Origin of the sequence: Clostridium septicum, assembly GCF_003606265.1 — a bacterium.
GTDB lineage: Bacteria > Bacillota > Clostridia > Clostridiales > Clostridiaceae > Clostridium > Clostridium septicum.
In genome coordinates, this window is sequence record NZ_CP023671.1 from 3,383,090 (window position 1) to 3,399,422 (window position 16,333).

Annotated in this window: 16 protein-coding genes; 15 read left to right on the forward strand and 1 reads right to left on the reverse strand. The window is 25.0% G+C overall.

The window, feature by feature from the left end; translation table 11 throughout:
• The first annotated feature begins 85 nt into the window (after positions 1-85).
• From CP523_RS15740 to CP523_RS15785, 10 genes are all read left to right on the forward strand, one after another.
• Positions 86-1,108, forward strand: coding sequence for an IS6 family transposase (locus CP523_RS15740; protein ID WP_120140380.1), 1,023 nt, complete (start codon positions 86-88; stop codon positions 1,106-1,108).
• 311 nt (positions 1,109-1,419) lie between these two features.
• Positions 1,420-1,662 (forward strand): TIGR04540 family protein, encoded by a 243-nt coding sequence (locus CP523_RS15745; RefSeq protein WP_083089635.1) that lies wholly within the window; start codon positions 1,420-1,422, stop codon positions 1,660-1,662.
• A 104-nt stretch (positions 1,663-1,766) separates the two neighbouring features.
• Positions 1,767-2,669 carry an AEC family transporter gene (locus CP523_RS15750; protein ID WP_066678900.1) on the forward strand — a complete coding sequence of 301 codons (903 nt, stop codon included), beginning with the start codon at positions 1,767-1,769 and terminating at the stop codon, positions 2,667-2,669.
• Positions 2,670-2,754: 85 nt separating this feature from the next.
• Positions 2,755-4,176, forward strand: coding sequence for a transcriptional repressor LexA (gene lexA / locus CP523_RS15755; protein WP_066678902.1), 1,422 nt, complete (start codon positions 2,755-2,757; stop codon positions 4,174-4,176).
• Between the two features lie 12 nt (positions 4,177-4,188).
• Positions 4,189-4,749, forward strand: coding sequence for a metal-binding protein (locus tag CP523_RS15760; protein ID WP_066678904.1), 561 nt, complete (start codon positions 4,189-4,191; stop codon positions 4,747-4,749).
• Positions 4,750-4,791: 42 nt separating this feature from the next.
• The gene (locus tag CP523_RS15765) at positions 4,792-5,127 is read left to right on the forward strand and encodes a hypothetical protein (RefSeq protein WP_066678908.1); all 336 of its coding nucleotides are present in this window, start codon (positions 4,792-4,794) and stop codon (positions 5,125-5,127) included.
• 627 nt (positions 5,128-5,754) lie between these two features.
• Positions 5,755-7,089, forward strand: a complete 1,335-nt coding sequence (locus tag CP523_RS15770) for an APC family permease (RefSeq protein ID WP_066678910.1) — start codon at positions 5,755-5,757, stop codon at positions 7,087-7,089.
• 132 nt (positions 7,090-7,221) lie between these two features.
• Positions 7,222-7,593: a DUF1540 domain-containing protein gene (locus CP523_RS15775; RefSeq protein WP_066678915.1), complete on the forward strand. Its 372-nt coding sequence runs from the start codon at positions 7,222-7,224 to the stop codon at positions 7,591-7,593.
• Between the two features lie 180 nt (positions 7,594-7,773).
• Entirely contained in the window at positions 7,774-9,282 is a 1,509-nt protein-coding gene (locus CP523_RS15780) for a DUF1846 domain-containing protein (protein WP_066678917.1), read from the forward strand.
• A gap of 96 nt (positions 9,283-9,378) precedes the next feature.
• Complete coding sequence (locus CP523_RS15785; protein WP_066678919.1) at positions 9,379-9,648, forward strand: ATP cone domain-containing protein; 270 nt, start codon at positions 9,379-9,381, stop codon at positions 9,646-9,648.
• Positions 9,649-9,678: 30 nt separating this feature from the next.
• On the opposite strand, the gene CP523_RS16650 is transcribed toward CP523_RS15785, so the two are convergent.
• Positions 9,679-10,194 (reverse strand): DUF6512 family protein, encoded by a 516-nt coding sequence (locus CP523_RS16650; protein ID WP_066678921.1) that lies wholly within the window; start codon positions 10,192-10,194, stop codon positions 9,679-9,681.
• A 167-nt stretch (positions 10,195-10,361) separates the two neighbouring features.
• Here CP523_RS16650 and CP523_RS15795 point away from each other — a divergent pair, with 167 nt between their 5' ends.
• The 5 genes from CP523_RS15795 to CP523_RS15820 all read left to right on the forward strand — a co-directional run bounded on the left by CP523_RS15795 (position 10,362) and on the right by CP523_RS15820 (position 16,185).
• The gene (locus tag CP523_RS15795) at positions 10,362-11,147 is read left to right on the forward strand and encodes a CPBP family glutamic-type intramembrane protease (RefSeq protein WP_066678923.1); all 786 of its coding nucleotides are present in this window, start codon (positions 10,362-10,364) and stop codon (positions 11,145-11,147) included.
• Positions 11,148-11,220: 73 nt separating this feature from the next.
• On the forward strand, positions 11,221-12,885 hold the full coding sequence (locus CP523_RS15800; protein WP_066678925.1) for a ribonuclease J: 1,665 nt from the start codon (positions 11,221-11,223) through the stop codon (positions 12,883-12,885).
• A 734-nt stretch (positions 12,886-13,619) separates the two neighbouring features.
• On the forward strand, positions 13,620-14,348 hold the full coding sequence (locus tag CP523_RS15810) for an HAD-IB family hydrolase (protein ID WP_066678927.1): 729 nt from the start codon (positions 13,620-13,622) through the stop codon (positions 14,346-14,348).
• Between the two features lie 152 nt (positions 14,349-14,500).
• Entirely contained in the window at positions 14,501-14,866 is a 366-nt protein-coding gene (locus CP523_RS15815; protein WP_066678928.1) for a hypothetical protein, read from the forward strand.
• Between the two features lie 152 nt (positions 14,867-15,018).
• Positions 15,019-16,185 (forward strand): MFS transporter, encoded by a 1,167-nt coding sequence (locus CP523_RS15820; RefSeq protein ID WP_066678930.1) that lies wholly within the window; start codon positions 15,019-15,021, stop codon positions 16,183-16,185.
• Positions 16,186-16,333: the final 148 nt, after the last annotated feature.

Here is a 16,333-nt window from a genome sequence, read left to right on the forward strand (position 1 = left end):
TATGAACATTGCTCTTCTCAACCCAAGGAAATACAATAGGTTTGCAAGACTAAATAATACCCCCTTCGAAAAGGAGAGAAGAACAATGAGCAAAACTAATATAAAATGCCCACGCTGTAATTCTGATAAACTATATAAGTTTGGTATGAATAAGCAGGCTAAACAAAAGTATCAATGTAAGCAGTGTAAGCGCCAATTCGTCCTAGGCGACGGTGACGGACGTCCTAAACTAAATAATCCTAAATGTCCTAGATGCGGTAAGGGAACTTACTTACATCATGCATATAAACATTACAATCGCTATAAGTGCAATAACAAGAAGTGTAATCACATAATAGTAAAACATCACACCACCAATATTGATACAGCTTCTAGTGAATTAGTTAGTGGTTCCCTTTCAATGAAAGGAATGCGTTTTCCGCTACATGTAATACTAACTGCATTAACACTATATTTTTTAAATAATTCATCAACAAGAGCCATTTCTCAATTCTTGATGATTAACTCTGGAATTAAAGTATCTCATGTCACGATAGCCAGTTGGACTAATAAATTTGCACCTTTCTTTAAACAAAAGGCTGATAAATTTAAAGCTAGTTTAAACTTACAATCTGACGATTGGCACGCTGATGAAACAGTAGTATTTATTAATGGTGAAAGATACTACCTTTGGTTAGCTATTGATTCAGAAACTAGATTTATTTTAGCATTTCATTTAACTAAATCTAGAAGTTCTGATTCAGCATACGCATTGGTAAATGAAGCTAAAAAATTTGGTGAACCAGCTAATTTTATAACTGATAGATTACCTTCATATAATGAAGCCGTGGCTACGCTATTGCCCAATACAACTCATATTCCTGTAGCTCCAATGTCTAGTGATACAAATAATAATTTAATTGAATCATTTAATAAAACATTTAAAGCCTGGTATAAAACCAAGAAAGGATTCAACTCTTTTCAAAAAGCTAATAACCTTATATATTTATTTATCTTTCACTATAACTTTATTAGACCACATGGATCATTAAATAACTGTACTCCAGCAGAAGTTGCCGGCTTCGCCAGCGATAGCTTTTCTAAAAACTCTTGGTTTTCAGCATCTTAATTAAATTTAATACCTTTGATTAACCTGCAAAAAATCAATGCTATTGTAGGCTTATTTGCCATACAATAAAACATTCAAACTTATATAATTTTCAAAGAGCAAGTAATTCTATGAAAAATCAAGCTATTTTTTCATATCAACTTAACAGATTCAATATTAATAATATCATATTAATATTATTAAAATTTACAAGTAAAAATCAACCTTTATTAGAATATTTAAGATTATTTTAAGAAGTAATTATTTGACTTAGTATAAAAAAAGTATAAAATATGTATAAAGAAAATAATTAATATCTTTAGGAGAAAAATATGATTAGTAATATAAGAACATTTTATAAAAGTCAAGCAGACTTAGGTTATGCATTAAGAAAATATATAGATGATTATTTTGATAATAAGATTCCAGATGTTGAGTTGAGAGAAAATATAAGTAAAATAGTTGAAGAAAATAAAGATAAAGTATTTAAAGAAGGGGATATAACTAAAAAACTTCAGCAAATTCTTGGAAAGAATAGATTAAAGATTTTAATATCAATAGTAAAAGATATTTAGTGGTAAAGTATTTTAGTAGATAAAATTAATTGTTCTAAAAAAATGGTTATGATATAATTAAAAGGTAAAAAATGGAATAACTTCTTTGGTAGGGGGAATATTAATTGAATTTAAATGAAGTTTTAATGAAAGTAGTTTCTATGTTTTTAATTATGTCAATAGGAGTTTATGGAGGGAAAAAGAAAATAGTAACAGATGAATTACAAGAATCTATGACAGGTTTTATTTTTAATATAACACTTCCGTTCCTTATAATTACTTCCTTTAGCTTTAGCTATGATAGTAGTATGCTGTCAAATATAGTTAAAGCTTTTATTTATAGTTTTCTTTCTTTTATAATTTTGATAATTGTAAACTATATATGTATAAAGCCAATAGGGGAGAATAAGGGGATGATAATGAAGTTTTCAAATGTATTTTCAAATTGTGGATTTATTGGAGTAATAGCAATTGAAAGTATATTTGGGGCAGAGGGAATGATTTACGCAAGTATTTTTAATATGACTTTTTATTCATTGCTTTGGATATACGGAAGAAAGGTTTATACAGGAAATAAAAATGAATCTTATGTAAACCCTGGTACTATTTCTATTTGTTTAGGATTATTAATGGTTATTTTTAATATTAAATTACCTAATTTTATTTATTATAGCTTTAAAGTAGTAGGGGATATAACTACTCCTTTAGTTTTGCTTATAATAGGTTCTATAATAGGTGAGGTTGATTATAGGAGTGTATTTAGTGATATTACAATATATTATTCTGTATTTATAAAGCTAATAATAATGCCTGGTATAATATTTATACTAGCAAAGTTGTTAAATGAAGACTCTATGGTTATAAGTACAATTATATTACTTCAAGCAATGCCAACTAGTGAATTTTCAACTATTTTTGCAAAGAGGTATAAAAATGACTATAAGTATTCAAGTGCTTTAATGTTAGTATCAACATTATTATTTACATTAACATTTCCCATTATAGTGAAATTAGTGTTAAAATTCTAATTTCTAGTTTGACATATAGCTCACATATATATATTATTAAAAATAGAGTAGAATAATATGATAGTATGGGAGAAGGTGACTATATATGGAGTTTTCTAAGGTACAAAGTAAATTTATAAATCAAAAATCTGTGGGATATAAAATATTAAAAGGAAAAAATGGTACAGGAAAAAGTACTACATCTATTTATAAGGCTATCAATTTAGAAAATAATTATTGTATTTATGAGGAGGATTCTATATTATTTATCTCTTCTGATAAATTTAATAGAGACAAAGTTATAAGTCTGTATAATATAGAAAAAAATAAAAATCATTTTTATTCTTTATTTTCATTAGATAAGGGAAGATTTGAGTCTAATGTATTAAATGATATGATTTTAAATTACTCTAAAGCATACAGAATGGAAAATTCAATAAATGAAACTTATATAGATAATGAAAATATTTTAAAAATAAAAAATTATTTATATCCTAAAATAAAAGATCTTTCTAAAAAATATAAGATACTTAGAAAAATGGATTATGACTTTATATTAGATGAGATATTATGGATTAGAGCTTGTGATTTTACTTTAGATGAATATTTAATTATAGATAGAAAAGGTAGAGGTAAAAGAATTAATAAAAACTCTAATTCAAGAAAAGTAATATATAGTATTAAAGATGCTTATGTAAATATTTTAAAAGATAATAATTATTCAGATAGATTTAATGATGTTTTATATGCTAAGAACTATGTAAAGAAACATAATATAAAATATACTCACATTATATTAGATGATTCTGAAAAGTTATCTAGGAGTGAAATAGATTTTGTAAAATCTATTTATAAGAATAATCCTTACTCTTCCTTAATTTTCATTGTTAATAGTGAGCTTTGTAATGAGAAATATTCATGGCTTGTTAAAGGAAGGAAGTTAAAGACTTTAGGAGAGGATTTTAAGGGCAAAACATTTTTATACAAGACAATATTTAACAATAAAGAGATTATTATGCCAAAGACAATAGATACCTATAGATATTTAAATATAAAGAATAAAACAGAAGCTAATTTTGATATTGATACATCAGCAGTAGAAAAAGAGATATTACTTAAAGATGGTTTATCATTTAAAGAAGATGAACTTTTAGATATACCAATATTTAATGATATAGCAGCAGGAAGTCCAATAGAGATGAATGGTAGTGTTGAAGGTGATTTTTCTTTACCCAAAAGTTGGATTGGAAGAGGTTCTGATACTTTCATCTTAAAAGTTAAAGGTGATAGTATGATTAATAAAGATATCTGTGATGGAGATTTTGTAGTTATTAGGAAACAGTCTACAGCTAATAATAATGATATAGTAGCGGCAAGTTTAGATGGAGAGGCAACTTTAAAAATACTTAATACAAATGGAGAAGAACCTGTACTTACTCCAGCAAACCCATTATATACTAATATAACATTAAGAGATAAAGATGTTAATATTTTAGGAATTGCAATAGGAGTTATTAAGTACAGTTAAGGAGTACTTAAGATGGCCAAGGGGAAGACACATGATAAAGTAACATTAATAGTATCCCCTTTTATAGGATTAGTTTTTTTTATGATTAATAGTGAATTACTTGAAAATTCCAATAAATTAGTTATTGTAACTTTATTTGGAGTAGTAACTTATTTATTTGGTGGCTTTATGTTTTCAGGTGACTTAGATATTAAAAGTTCAGAATATTATAGATGGGGAAAAATTAGATTTATTTGGAATCCATATCAAAAAATTTTTAAGCATAGGAGTATATTTACTCATGGGTTTTTATTAGGTCCCATAATACGTATTATATATACATATATAATAGTTTTAATAGTATGTTCAGTTTTATATTCTTTAAAAGTAATAAATTTAGCAACTGATGATTTAATAAATCTAACTTTAGAATACATAAACTCAAATAAAGTTATATCAATAAATATAGTTTTAGCTTTATTTTTAGGTTCAGGATTACATACTATTACTGATTTATTTTCTAGTTTTATAAAAAAGAAATTTAGAAGAAAAAATAAAATTTATATAAAGAGAAAAAATAAATTTATAGCATAATTATAAGTTTAATTGAATTATTTTAAAAGAGGTGTAGACTTTATGAAGGAAGCAAAAGAGCATATAGCTAAAATATCAAAGGCATCAGCATATTTTATATTTAGAAATGGTCCTATTAAAGAGATGTATAAAGAAGGCAAAGTTTCTGATGAAGATATAAAGACAATACAATGTTATTTACAAGACCATTTAGCATATTTATATGAAGTATTATTAGAAGAAAATAATATAAATAAGTTTCAATTAATAGTTGATACTATGGATAAATTTTATATAAATGATAATGAGAAGATTAAAATAGATGATGAAGGGTTTGAGAACTTCTATAATCAATTATTTCCTAGTTCTACAATAAAAAGTAATATAAAAATAAAATAACTAAACTTAAATATAACTTAATAATTTTAAATAAAAAAATACTATTATTTACAAATAGAAAAATTAAACACTAGTTTTATCGAAAGTATTTTAATAATATAAAAAGGTTGTATAATTATAGTTAAGAAATAACTAGGACTAAAATTATAAAAAATATAGCTGTAAAATTGTTTGTTAAAGTATATTTTATAGTGAAGATATATTAATCCTAATATTTCTCAAATGAAATTATGGTATAAGTAAAAATGAGAGATTATGGTTATATTAGGTGAACGGATTTAATGGACTAGCTTACATTTTGTAGGCTAGTCTATTATTTTATTTAAGTAAGAATTTGTATAATTAGTCATTGAATATTCTAAATATTTATTTAAATAACATATTTTATAAGAATTCATATATTTTGTTATTTTATTAACAAAATATATGAATTAGAAATAATTTATAGGCAATTTATTATAATAAAGTAGAGAATAATAAATTATTATAGTTTTATTTGTTAAAATTTTTATAATAAATTGAAAAAAGTTTTAGTAAAGACTTTTAATGTTTAATAAATTATGATATATTCATAACAACTATTTGTTATATTATCAAATAAGGTTACGTAGGATAAGGAGGAATAATATGAAGAAGAATGAATATGGTTTATTTACAGCTATAGGAATGATAGTAGGAGTAGTTATAGGATCAGGAATATTCTTTAAAAGTGATAATATCTTAATAGCTACAAATGGAAGTGTTAGTTTAGGAATTTTAGTGTTTTGTATAGCAGCTATAGGAATTATTTTTGGAAGTTTAACAATTTCAGAACTTGCATCACGTAATACAAAAGCAGGTGGAATAATAACTTATGCAGAGTATTCTTACAATAAGTCAGTAGCGTGTGCATTTGGATGGTTTCACACATTTTTATATTATCCAACACTTATATCAGTGGTTACATGGGTTTCAGGTATATACATATCTATGTTATTTGGCTTAGAAAGTACTCTAGAGACTCAAATTTTAATTGGACTAGCTATGATGTTAATTATATTTATTACAAATATATTATCGGCTAAACTTGGAGGTATTTTTCAAAATGCTTCTACAGTTATAAAAATAATACCTTTAATATTTATAGCAATAGCAGGGTTAGTTTTTGGAAAACCAAGTGCTATAGCAATAACTGATATAACTAATATGCAATCCTTTGCTTGGATTTCTGCAATTGCTCCAATAGCATTTTCCTTTGATGGATGGATTGTAGCTACATCAATTGCTCATGAGATAAAAGAACCAAGTAAAAATTTACCTAAGGCATTAGTAGTGGCTCCATTATTTATATTAGGAATTTATTTATTATATTTTGTAGGAATAAGTATTTATGTTGGACCAGAAACAGTAATGAGTTTAGGTGATGCCCATGTAGATCTTGCAGCAAATAATATTTTTGGTGCTTGGGGTGCTAAAATTATATTAACTTTTGTTGTTATATCAATTTTAGGAACAGTAAATGGATTAACAATGGGTCTTACTAGATTACCATATTCATTAGCTATAAGAGGAATGTTCCCTAAATATAAGACATTCTCAAAGGTAAATGAAAAATTAGGAATGCCTATTCAATCATCAATTATAGCATTAGTAATATCAATTACATGGTTAGTTATTCATTATTTAACACAAAAATTTTCACTATTACCAAATTCAGATATATCAGAAATATCAATTACAATAAATTATGTTTTATATATACTTTTATATGCTAAAGTCTTTAGAATGGGACTAAGTGGCGAAATAGTTGGTGTATGGAAGGGATTATTAAATCCATTATTAGCTACTTTAGGATCATTAATAATCTTAGTAGGTAGTATTGGAAATCCATTATTTTGGATAAATGCTAGTATATCAGTAATAATACTTTTATCAGCAATAGTATTTTGGAAATATCAAAGTAAAAAGGTTAATTTAGAATAATATGTTTTAAAAAAGATAGGATTTATTTCTATCTTTTTTTTATTTATGTAAAGAATGGAATAAATAAATGATAATATGATAATTCTAATATATAGGTGTTACTAATTTATTTTGATATAGGTAGGTGATAAAATGAATAAACTATCCTGTAATGTAAGAAAATGCAATCATAATCTGTTTGGAATTTGTGATATGCATACTATAAGAGTGTTAAGTTGTAGTAATGAAAAATACCATGGTTCTAAATGTTTTAGTTTTGAAAAATTTAAACTTTCTAAGCGTGTTAAAATGATAGGAAAAATAGATTTTTATAGGGATATGTTAAACGATATAGATAGTAGTAATTCTAAAATAGAATTACCACATATATATTACGAGTTAATAAATTGTAAGTATAATGAATCTTCAATATGTAAATCTAAAACTGTAATGATTGAGGGTTTTAAAGCTAAGGAATGTGAAGGTATAAAATGTAAAACATTTTTAATAAATAGTCATATATAAAGTTACAAATAACATTAAATATAAATAAGTCAGCAGATAAAACAAAAAAATACTTACTTATTTATATAAAAAAATAGTATTATTAGTAATTTTAAATGTAGAAAATTAAAAAATAATGTTGTATAATAAAAACTTAGTTATATGAGAAGATTAGTAAATAAAGTTAGTGAGGCGGTATTAATGAAATTAGGATTTGATCCAAAGAAATATTTAGAAGAGCAATCAAAGTTCATTTTAGAAAGAGTTAATGACTATGATAAGTTATATCTTGAGTTTGGTGGTAAATTAATGTGTGATCTTCATGCTAAAAGAGTACTACCAGGATTCGATGAAGATGCTAAAATAAAGTTATTACATAAATTAAAAGAAAAAGTAGAAGTTGTTATTTGTGTTTATGCAGGTGATATAGAAAGAAATAAAATAAGAGGAGATTTCGGTATAACATATGATTTAGAAGTTTTTAGACTTATAGATGATTTAAGAGCTTATGAATTAGATGTAAATAGCGTAGTTATCACAAGATACAATGGACAACCAGCAACTACTGTGTTTATAAATAAACTTGAACGTAGAGGAATAAAGGTTTATAAACATAAAGCAACTAAGGGGTACCCAGCTGATGTAGATACAATAGTTAGTGATGAGGGATATGGAAAGAATCCATATATAGAAACAACAAAACCAATAGTTGTTGTAACAGCACCAGGACCAGGAAGTGGAAAATTAGCTACTTGTTTAAGTCAATTATATCATGAATATAGAAGAGGAAATGTTGCGGGATATTCAAAATTTGAAACATTCCCAGTATGGAATGTACCATTAAAGCATCCTTTAAACATAGCATATGAAGCAGCAACAGTAGATCTTAAAGATGTAAATTTAATAGATTCATTCCATATGGATGCTTATAATAAACTTGCTGTTAACTACAATAGAGATATAGAAAGTTTTCCTTTATTAAAGAGAATTATAGAAAAAATAACTGGTGAAGAATCAGTTTATAAATCACCAACAGATATGGGGGTTAATAGAGTTGGCTATGGTATTGTAGATGATGAAGTAGTAAAGGAAGCATCAAAACAAGAAATAATAAGAAGGTACTTTAAAACTGCTTGTGAATATAAAAAAGGATATGTTGATAAAGAAACAGCTGATAGAGCTAAGCTTATTATGGAAGAACTAAATTTAAAAGAGTCAGATAGAAAAGTAGTTATTCCTTCTAGAGAACATGCAGCTAAATTAAAGGAGCTTTCAGATAAAAATGAAATTTCTACAGCTGTTGCATTAGAGCTAATTGATGGAACTATATTAACAGGTAAAGAATCAGAATTAATGGATGCATCTGCAGCTGTTATATTAAATGCTATTAAATATTTAGCAAATATAAATGATGATATACATTTAATATCACCTGTTATACTTGAACCTATTATAAATTTAAAATCTAAGACTTTTGGAAACAAGAACACAGCTTTAACTTGTGAAGAAATACTTATAGCTCTTAGTATATGTGCGGCAACAAATCCTACTGCTCAAGCGGCACTTAATAAACTATCAATGCTTAAGGGATGCCAAGCACATTCAACTACAATAGTAAATGGAAGTGACGATCAAACATTTAGGAAACTAGGAATTGATATTACTTGTGATCCAGAATATCAAACAGATAATTTATATTATAATAATTAAAAGTATATAGTTATAAATTTTAGAAAAAAACGTCAATATTATGGTATAATGTATATATAACGACAAATTTTACTATATTATTGGAGGGTGATTATCATGGAAATATTAAAGAAAAATGGTAAAAAGGAAGAGTTTTCTTCAAAAAAATTAATAACTAGTATAGAAAATGCAGGAAGAGATGCTGATACTATTTTAAATGAATCAGATCTTAATATGTTAAAAAAAGATATTATAAAAACCTTAGAACAAATTAGAGAAAAAACAGAAATTACTTCAAGTTATGAAATAATAGGAGTTGTTATAGATACTCTTAAAAAAGAAGGATTTAGAAATATTATTAAAACTTATATTAGATATGATAAATAATATTATTGAAAAGCTAGGAATAATTTATTCCTAGCTTTTTTTCTTTAAATAATTAAAAGGGATAAATATTTTATGTTTAGGAGGATGATAAGTAAAATAAAAAAACATAAAAAGTATACTTACAGTTAAGAGTATTCCTATTAACTCAAATATTATAAAAAATTTAGGAAGATTTATTATATATTTAATAAGTAAAAATGGTAAAACAACTGCAATAACAAATATTAATATATCAATTAAAAATATAGATTTTTTAGTGAAATAGGTGTAACTATAAAATAAGGTAGGTACTATTATTAAGGAAAATAATAGTGATATACCTAGGGCAAAGAAAGGATTGTTTATATTTTTGTAATTGAAAGAAATTAATATTATCATAAAAATAAAAATTGGAAATATTGAGAGTTTTATATGCTCCCAAATACTTTCATTTGTAGCAGAAAAGTATCCAATAAATTTATTTCTATTAAATATTTCATAAGTAAAGTGTAGAAGTGTTCCTAAAATAAAACTAAATATAACGCAAATAGTAATGAGTCTATCCATATAAAAAACCTCTTTTATTATTTTTATATATTATATATCTAAAAATAATAAAAAATAACAAATAAAATATAGACTTTGCAATTATAAAAGAAAATTTTATTTTGAATATATTAAAAATAAAAATCATATATTACTTCGATTAATGAATTTTAAAAGGAGTAAATATAATGAAAAGATCAGTTGTAGATAATAAATTTAAAACTAATAAGGTAGGACTACAAATGGGATACATAATAATATCATTTTTAATTTCCATTTTAACAATGCAAGTTCTAACTTTATTTAAGTTAATGCTAATATTAGATATACAGATGAGTGATGTGCTTTATATAGGCGAAGCTATATTAATTATAGGAACTATTTTAACTGTTATAGGTGGAATGGATTTCTTGAAGGACAATTTATTTAGAGAGGAAAGTATATTAAAAGGAATAGGTATAGGAACTATATCAGGATTAGGAATTATGTTTATTACTTATTTATATAGGATTATACCAGTTTTTATAGGGAAAAGAGTAATAGCTATAGGCTCAAATCAGGCTGTAAGTACTTACAAAGATTTTAGTTTTGAAAGTTTATTAGTTACATCAATTACTCCAGCTATACTAGAAGAGTTTGTTTTTAGGGTTGGAGGTTTTACTATTTGTGCAGTAATATTTAGATTTATATTTCAACAGATAAGAAAAGATAAGAAAAGTTTAATAGAGATAAATGTGTTAAATTTAAGAAGTAGATATGGACTTATGGCTCTTATTTTTACTTCTTTAATATTTGCTATTATGCATGGTCCAAGCATTTTAAGTCTTCCTATATATTTATTACCAGGGTTGTTATTTGGTTTTTTATATTGCAAATATGGATTAGGGGTTTCTATAGTATCTCATTGCATGAGTAACTATTTATCTTCTTTAATTTTAACTTTAGTAGTATTTTTAATAAATTTATTGGTCTAATATAGGAATTAATTTTATTATATAAAGGAAAACTATTTTTATTAGGTTATGTAAATTAAAAGGAGGAAAAATAATGTTATGTAAATCTAATATAAAAGTTATTCCTTTAGGGGGAATTGGAGAAATAGGAAAAAATATTACTGCTTTTGAGTATAGAGATGAAATAATAGTGATAGATTGTGGCGCAGGTTTTCCGGATGAAAGTATGTATGGAGTTGATTTAATAATTCCAGATATAAGTTATTTAAAAGAAAATAGCGAAAAGATAAAAGGAATTTTTTTAACTCATGGACATGAAGATCATATAGGAGCATTACCATATATTTTAAAACAACTTAATATACCGGTATATGGAACAAAATTAACTTTAGGAATTGTGGAAAATAAATTAAAAGAACATAATATTTTATCAGATTCAGTACTACATAAAGTAAATCCTGGAGATATTATTCAATTTAATTACTTAAAGGTTGAATTTATAAGAAGTACCCATAGTATAGCTGATTCATGTTTTATAGCCATACATAGTCCAGTAGGAACTATTCTTCATACAGGAGATTTTAAAATAGACTATACGCCTATAGATGGGTTAGTTATAGATTTAGAGAGAATTTCTAATATAGCAAAATCAGGAGTATTATTATTAATGGCAGATAGTACAAATGTTGAAAGAAAGGGTTCTACAATGTCAGAGAAGTCTATTGGAAAAACCTTCAATAGAATATTTCAAGGAGCAGAAGGAAGAGTAATAGTAGCTACTTTTGCATCTAATATTCATAGAATGCAACAAATAATTGATTCCTCTTTGATATACGGAAGAAAAGTGGTATTTAGTGGGAGAAGTATGGAGAATATATCTAAAGTTGCAATAGATCTTGGATATCTTCATATACCAGAAGAATGTTTAATTACAATAGATGATATAAAAAATTATCCTAATAATCAAATAACTATTATAACTACAGGCAGTCAAGGAGAACCAATGGCAGCCCTTGCAAGGATTGCATTTTCAAATCATAGAAAGATAAAGATCGAGGCCAAGGACTTGTATATAATATCAGCATCTCCTATTCCCGGTAATGGGAAACTTATATCAAAAGTTATTAATGAATTATTTAAAAGAGGAGCTGAAGTTATATACGAAGATTTAGAAGAGGTTCATGTATCAGGTCATGCTTATCAAGAGGAATTAAAGCTTATACATACATTAGTTCATCCTAAATATTTTATGCCAGTACATGGAGAATATAGGCATTTAAAACATCACAGTGAATTGGCAGAGAGTCTAGGAATGGCTAATAAGAATACATTTATATTAGAAACAGGAGATGTTTTAAGTCTAAACGAAGATTTTGCACAAATTGATGGAAAAGTAAAAACAGGGTCAATATATGTTGATGGATTAGGGGTAGGGGATGTCGGTACTCTTGTTTTAAGGGATAGAAAGCAATTGGCAGAGGATGGTATGGTAACAATAGTAGTGGCAATTGAGAGAGAAAGTTATAGCATAATAGCAGGTCCAGATTTAATAACTAGAGGATTTATATATGTTAAAGAATCCGAAAAATTAATAAATGAAGTTAAAGAAATAGCTAGCATAGAAGTAAATAAATGCTTGGAAAAAAATATTATAGAATGGTGTGTATTAAAAACAAATATAAAAAAAGCTGTAGAAAGATATATTTATGAAAATACTAGAAGAAGGCCTAGTGTAATACCAATAATAATGGAACTTTAGTAAGATTTGGTTTAGTTAAGATATTTTAGGTAAATAATTAATATATAATATAACTTAAAGATGACAATATGAAAGGCTTTACTAACAAAACATCGTATATATTTACCATTCTGATTTTTATATTAGCTATATATAATATATCCATTACTCTAATTGATTTTGGAATGATTTCATTTGGAAGACAATTCTTTTTAATAGTAATATTTCTTTTCTTATTTATTCCATATTTTAAGAATAATAAAAAGAAAAATGAAATAATCAAATCGGGTTTACTTTTAGAACAGAAAGTTCAAAATTAGCTAGAAAAATTAAGTATAGAAAAATATAAAATAATATCTAATGTTATTATAAAAAATAATAGAGATAAACAAAAATTTGATAATATAATTTTAAGTAACAAAGGTATCTATTTTAAGAGTAAATGAAGTTAAAGATTATATAACAAATGATTTAGCAGCAGAGAAGTATAATAATAATGGAATATATAACATATTAAAAAACAATATTAGTAGATATAATAATATATTTTCATTAAGATGTAAATATGATGAATTTGGTTGCTATACATTTGAGTATAAAACTAAAATATCAATTTCTTCAATTTTTATTATGTGGTATATATTGAATTTAATATAATATACAAAATAATGCTATTTTCATCATTAAGAAAAAAGTGGTATAATACTATAAATAAAATTATAGTTATAAAACAAAAGAAGTTGGAGGAAGTTATAATGGGAAAAGTAGCAGCATTTTTTGATATTGATGGAACTATATATAGAGAAGGTCTTATAACTGAAGTATTTAAAAAAATAATTAAATATGAATTAGTAAATGAAAACAAATGGTATAGAGATGTTAGACCATCATATATAAAGTGGGATAAAAGACAGGGGGATTATGATACTTACCTATTAAAAATGGTAGATATATATACGGATGCTATTAAAGGAATTAATAAGTATCATATAGACTATATAGCTAAAAGGGTTATAGAGCAAAAAGGAGATAGAGTATATACTTTTAGTAGAGAAAGAATTAAATGGCATAAAGATCAAGGACATATTGTAATTGCTATATCTGGTTCACCAGTAGAATTAGTTAGAGAAATGTCTAAGAAGTATAAAATGGACGATTATAGAGGAACTATATATAAGTTGGGAGAAGATAATACTTATAATGGAGATATAATACCTATGTGGGATCATGAAAGTAAGTTAAATGCTATAACGGAATTAAAAGATAAATATGATATAGATTTAGATAAAAGCTTTGCTTATGGAGATACATCAGGAGACTTTACAATGTTTAAATCTGTTGGAAATCCATATGCAATTAATCCAACTAAAGAGCTTATAGGTAAAGTTAAAGAAGATAATGCACTTATGGATAAAATAAAGCTTATTGTAGAAAGAAAAGATGTAACATATAATTTAGATATAAATACAATAGATATAATATAAGATATAGAAGCTAAGATTACAAAGAACCTTAGCTTCTACTTATAACAAGAATTTTCTGAAAATATATTGAAAACGTATTCTAAAGCTGGTATTATTATAATATAAAAAGATAAATAATTAATATTTAGATAGATTTTTAGGAGGAATTTAATATGAAATTTGATAAATTAAATTTACAATCACCAGTTGAATTTATGTTAGAAGCAGAAGAGTCTTTCAAAAAAAATTATAGTGAATTTAGAGATATGATGAATGGAAGGATTCATGAAGTTTTTAAAGTTGCAATAAAAGATGAAGATTTTTTAAAGATAGCTATATTTAATAATGATTATTTAAATATATCACCAGTCGATACATTTTTATCATATTATTCTAAAAAGCTTCCTAAACTTTCAGAGAAAAAGTTATTATTTGTAAATGCCTTATTTAAAAACCTTTTTAAGTTTGTTCTTAAAAATGAAAATGAGTTTAAAGAAGTTAATTATTCTATTATAAATAACACTAAAATAGCAAGATAAGTTAAATGTTAAAACTATAGAGTTTAAAATAACTCTATAGTTTTTTTATTTTATAAATAATATTGAATAGTTTAAATTCTTGACATTATTATAAATATTAGATTAACATTACTATAAGGAAATATATAAGGTTAAAGAAGAGGCGCTGTTATATGAAAGAAAAATCAATTAGGTCATTACTTATATTAACTATATTTATATCAATTGCTTTAAGCATGGCACATCCAGTTACTCCTGCACTTATAAGAGAATTAGGACTACCTTCTTTTATGTTTGGAGTATTTTTTGCAACTATGTCATTTGGTAATTTTGTTTTTTCACCTATATGGGGAGGTTTATCAGATAAGAAAGGGAGAGTTAAGTATTTAATTATAGGTCTTTTAGGTTATGGAATAAGTCAAATAGGATTTGGTTTTAGTAATAATTCTGTAGTAATAGTAGTATTTAGATTATTGGGAGGAGCTTTTATTACAGGATATTTAACTGTTTCTATAGCATATTTAACAGATATAACAACAAAAGAAAATAGACTTAAAATAATGGCATATTACGCAGCTTGTAATACAGTAGGAAATGCATTAGGTTCTTTGTTAGGAGGAGTTATTGGTAATACAAATTATAAGTTAACTTTTTTAACTCAATCTATAATTTGTATTATATTAAGTGGTGTTATATATTTTATGTTATCTGAAACTATTACTAATAATGGAGAAAAGGTAGTTATAAAATTAAATAGTTTTAGGTTTAGTAATAAAAATGAAAAACTAAATAAAAATTTAGTTTTAATACTTTTAATGGTAGTTATTTTTTATTTTTCATCAACAAGTTATAGCTCATCAATTAATTATTACATAGAATCTATACTAAGATTACCACCTTCATTTAATGGAGCATTTCTATCTATAGCAGGTATTTGTGGATTTTTAGGGAATTTAATTTTAACACCGTATATTGGTAAAAAATTAGATGATACAATAAGTTTTAAATACTTAACTATATTCTTAGGAATAACGTTACTTCTTGCAGCAGTAACAAAGAATACAGGATTATTTTTTGTTTGGATAATAATTTTTGTAACAATTGGAAGTATATATGTACCAATACAGCAAAATATAATAACAAGACTTACAAAAGAAAATTATGGTTCTCTTATGGGACTTCAAAATTCAGCTAAGTCTATGGGAATGGTATTAGGATCATTATTTGCAGGATTTATTTTTGATTTTGGAAGTAAACTACCATTTTTAATAGCTAGTTTTGTGTTAATTATAGGCTATATAATATTAACTAAATTTAAATTAGAAGTAATTGATAAATAAAAGATTAATGAAAAGAGTGATTTATATAATCACTCTTTTTTAATGTACAGGAAAGTATAAAAATTTTGAAGGCTGAAAGTTAGATATTATCTAGCTTTTAGCCTTCAAATATGTTAGATTAATTAATTATAAATTAGAGGTTTAACAG

Coding starts and splice junctions, on each gene's coding strand:
- CP523_RS15740 (WP_120140380.1), top strand. CDS start 86: ATGAGCAAAACTAATATAAAATGCCCACGCTGTAATTCTGATAAACTA.
- CP523_RS15745 (WP_083089635.1), top strand. CDS start 1,420: ATGATTAGTAATATAAGAACATTTTATAAAAGTCAAGCAGACTTAGGT.
- lexA (WP_066678902.1), top strand. CDS start 2,755: ATGGAGTTTTCTAAGGTACAAAGTAAATTTATAAATCAAAAATCTGTG.
- CP523_RS15760 (WP_066678904.1), top strand. CDS start 4,189: ATGGCCAAGGGGAAGACACATGATAAAGTAACATTAATAGTATCCCCT.
- CP523_RS15765 (WP_066678908.1), top strand. CDS start 4,792: ATGAAGGAAGCAAAAGAGCATATAGCTAAAATATCAAAGGCATCAGCA.
- CP523_RS15770 (WP_066678910.1), top strand. CDS start 5,755: ATGAAGAAGAATGAATATGGTTTATTTACAGCTATAGGAATGATAGTA.
- CP523_RS15775 (WP_066678915.1), top strand. CDS start 7,222: ATGAATAAACTATCCTGTAATGTAAGAAAATGCAATCATAATCTGTTT.
- CP523_RS15780 (WP_066678917.1), top strand. CDS start 7,774: ATGAAATTAGGATTTGATCCAAAGAAATATTTAGAAGAGCAATCAAAG.
- CP523_RS15785 (WP_066678919.1), top strand. CDS start 9,379: ATGGAAATATTAAAGAAAAATGGTAAAAAGGAAGAGTTTTCTTCAAAA.
- CP523_RS16650 (WP_066678921.1), bottom strand. CDS start 10,194: ATGGATAGACTCATTACTATTTGCGTTATATTTAGTTTTATTTTAGGA.
- CP523_RS15795 (WP_066678923.1), top strand. CDS start 10,362: ATGAAAAGATCAGTTGTAGATAATAAATTTAAAACTAATAAGGTAGGA.
- CP523_RS15800 (WP_066678925.1), top strand. CDS start 11,221: ATGTTATGTAAATCTAATATAAAAGTTATTCCTTTAGGGGGAATTGGA.
- CP523_RS15810 (WP_066678927.1), top strand. CDS start 13,620: ATGGGAAAAGTAGCAGCATTTTTTGATATTGATGGAACTATATATAGA.
- CP523_RS15815 (WP_066678928.1), top strand. CDS start 14,501: ATGAAATTTGATAAATTAAATTTACAATCACCAGTTGAATTTATGTTA.
- CP523_RS15820 (WP_066678930.1), top strand. CDS start 15,019: ATGAAAGAAAAATCAATTAGGTCATTACTTATATTAACTATATTTATA.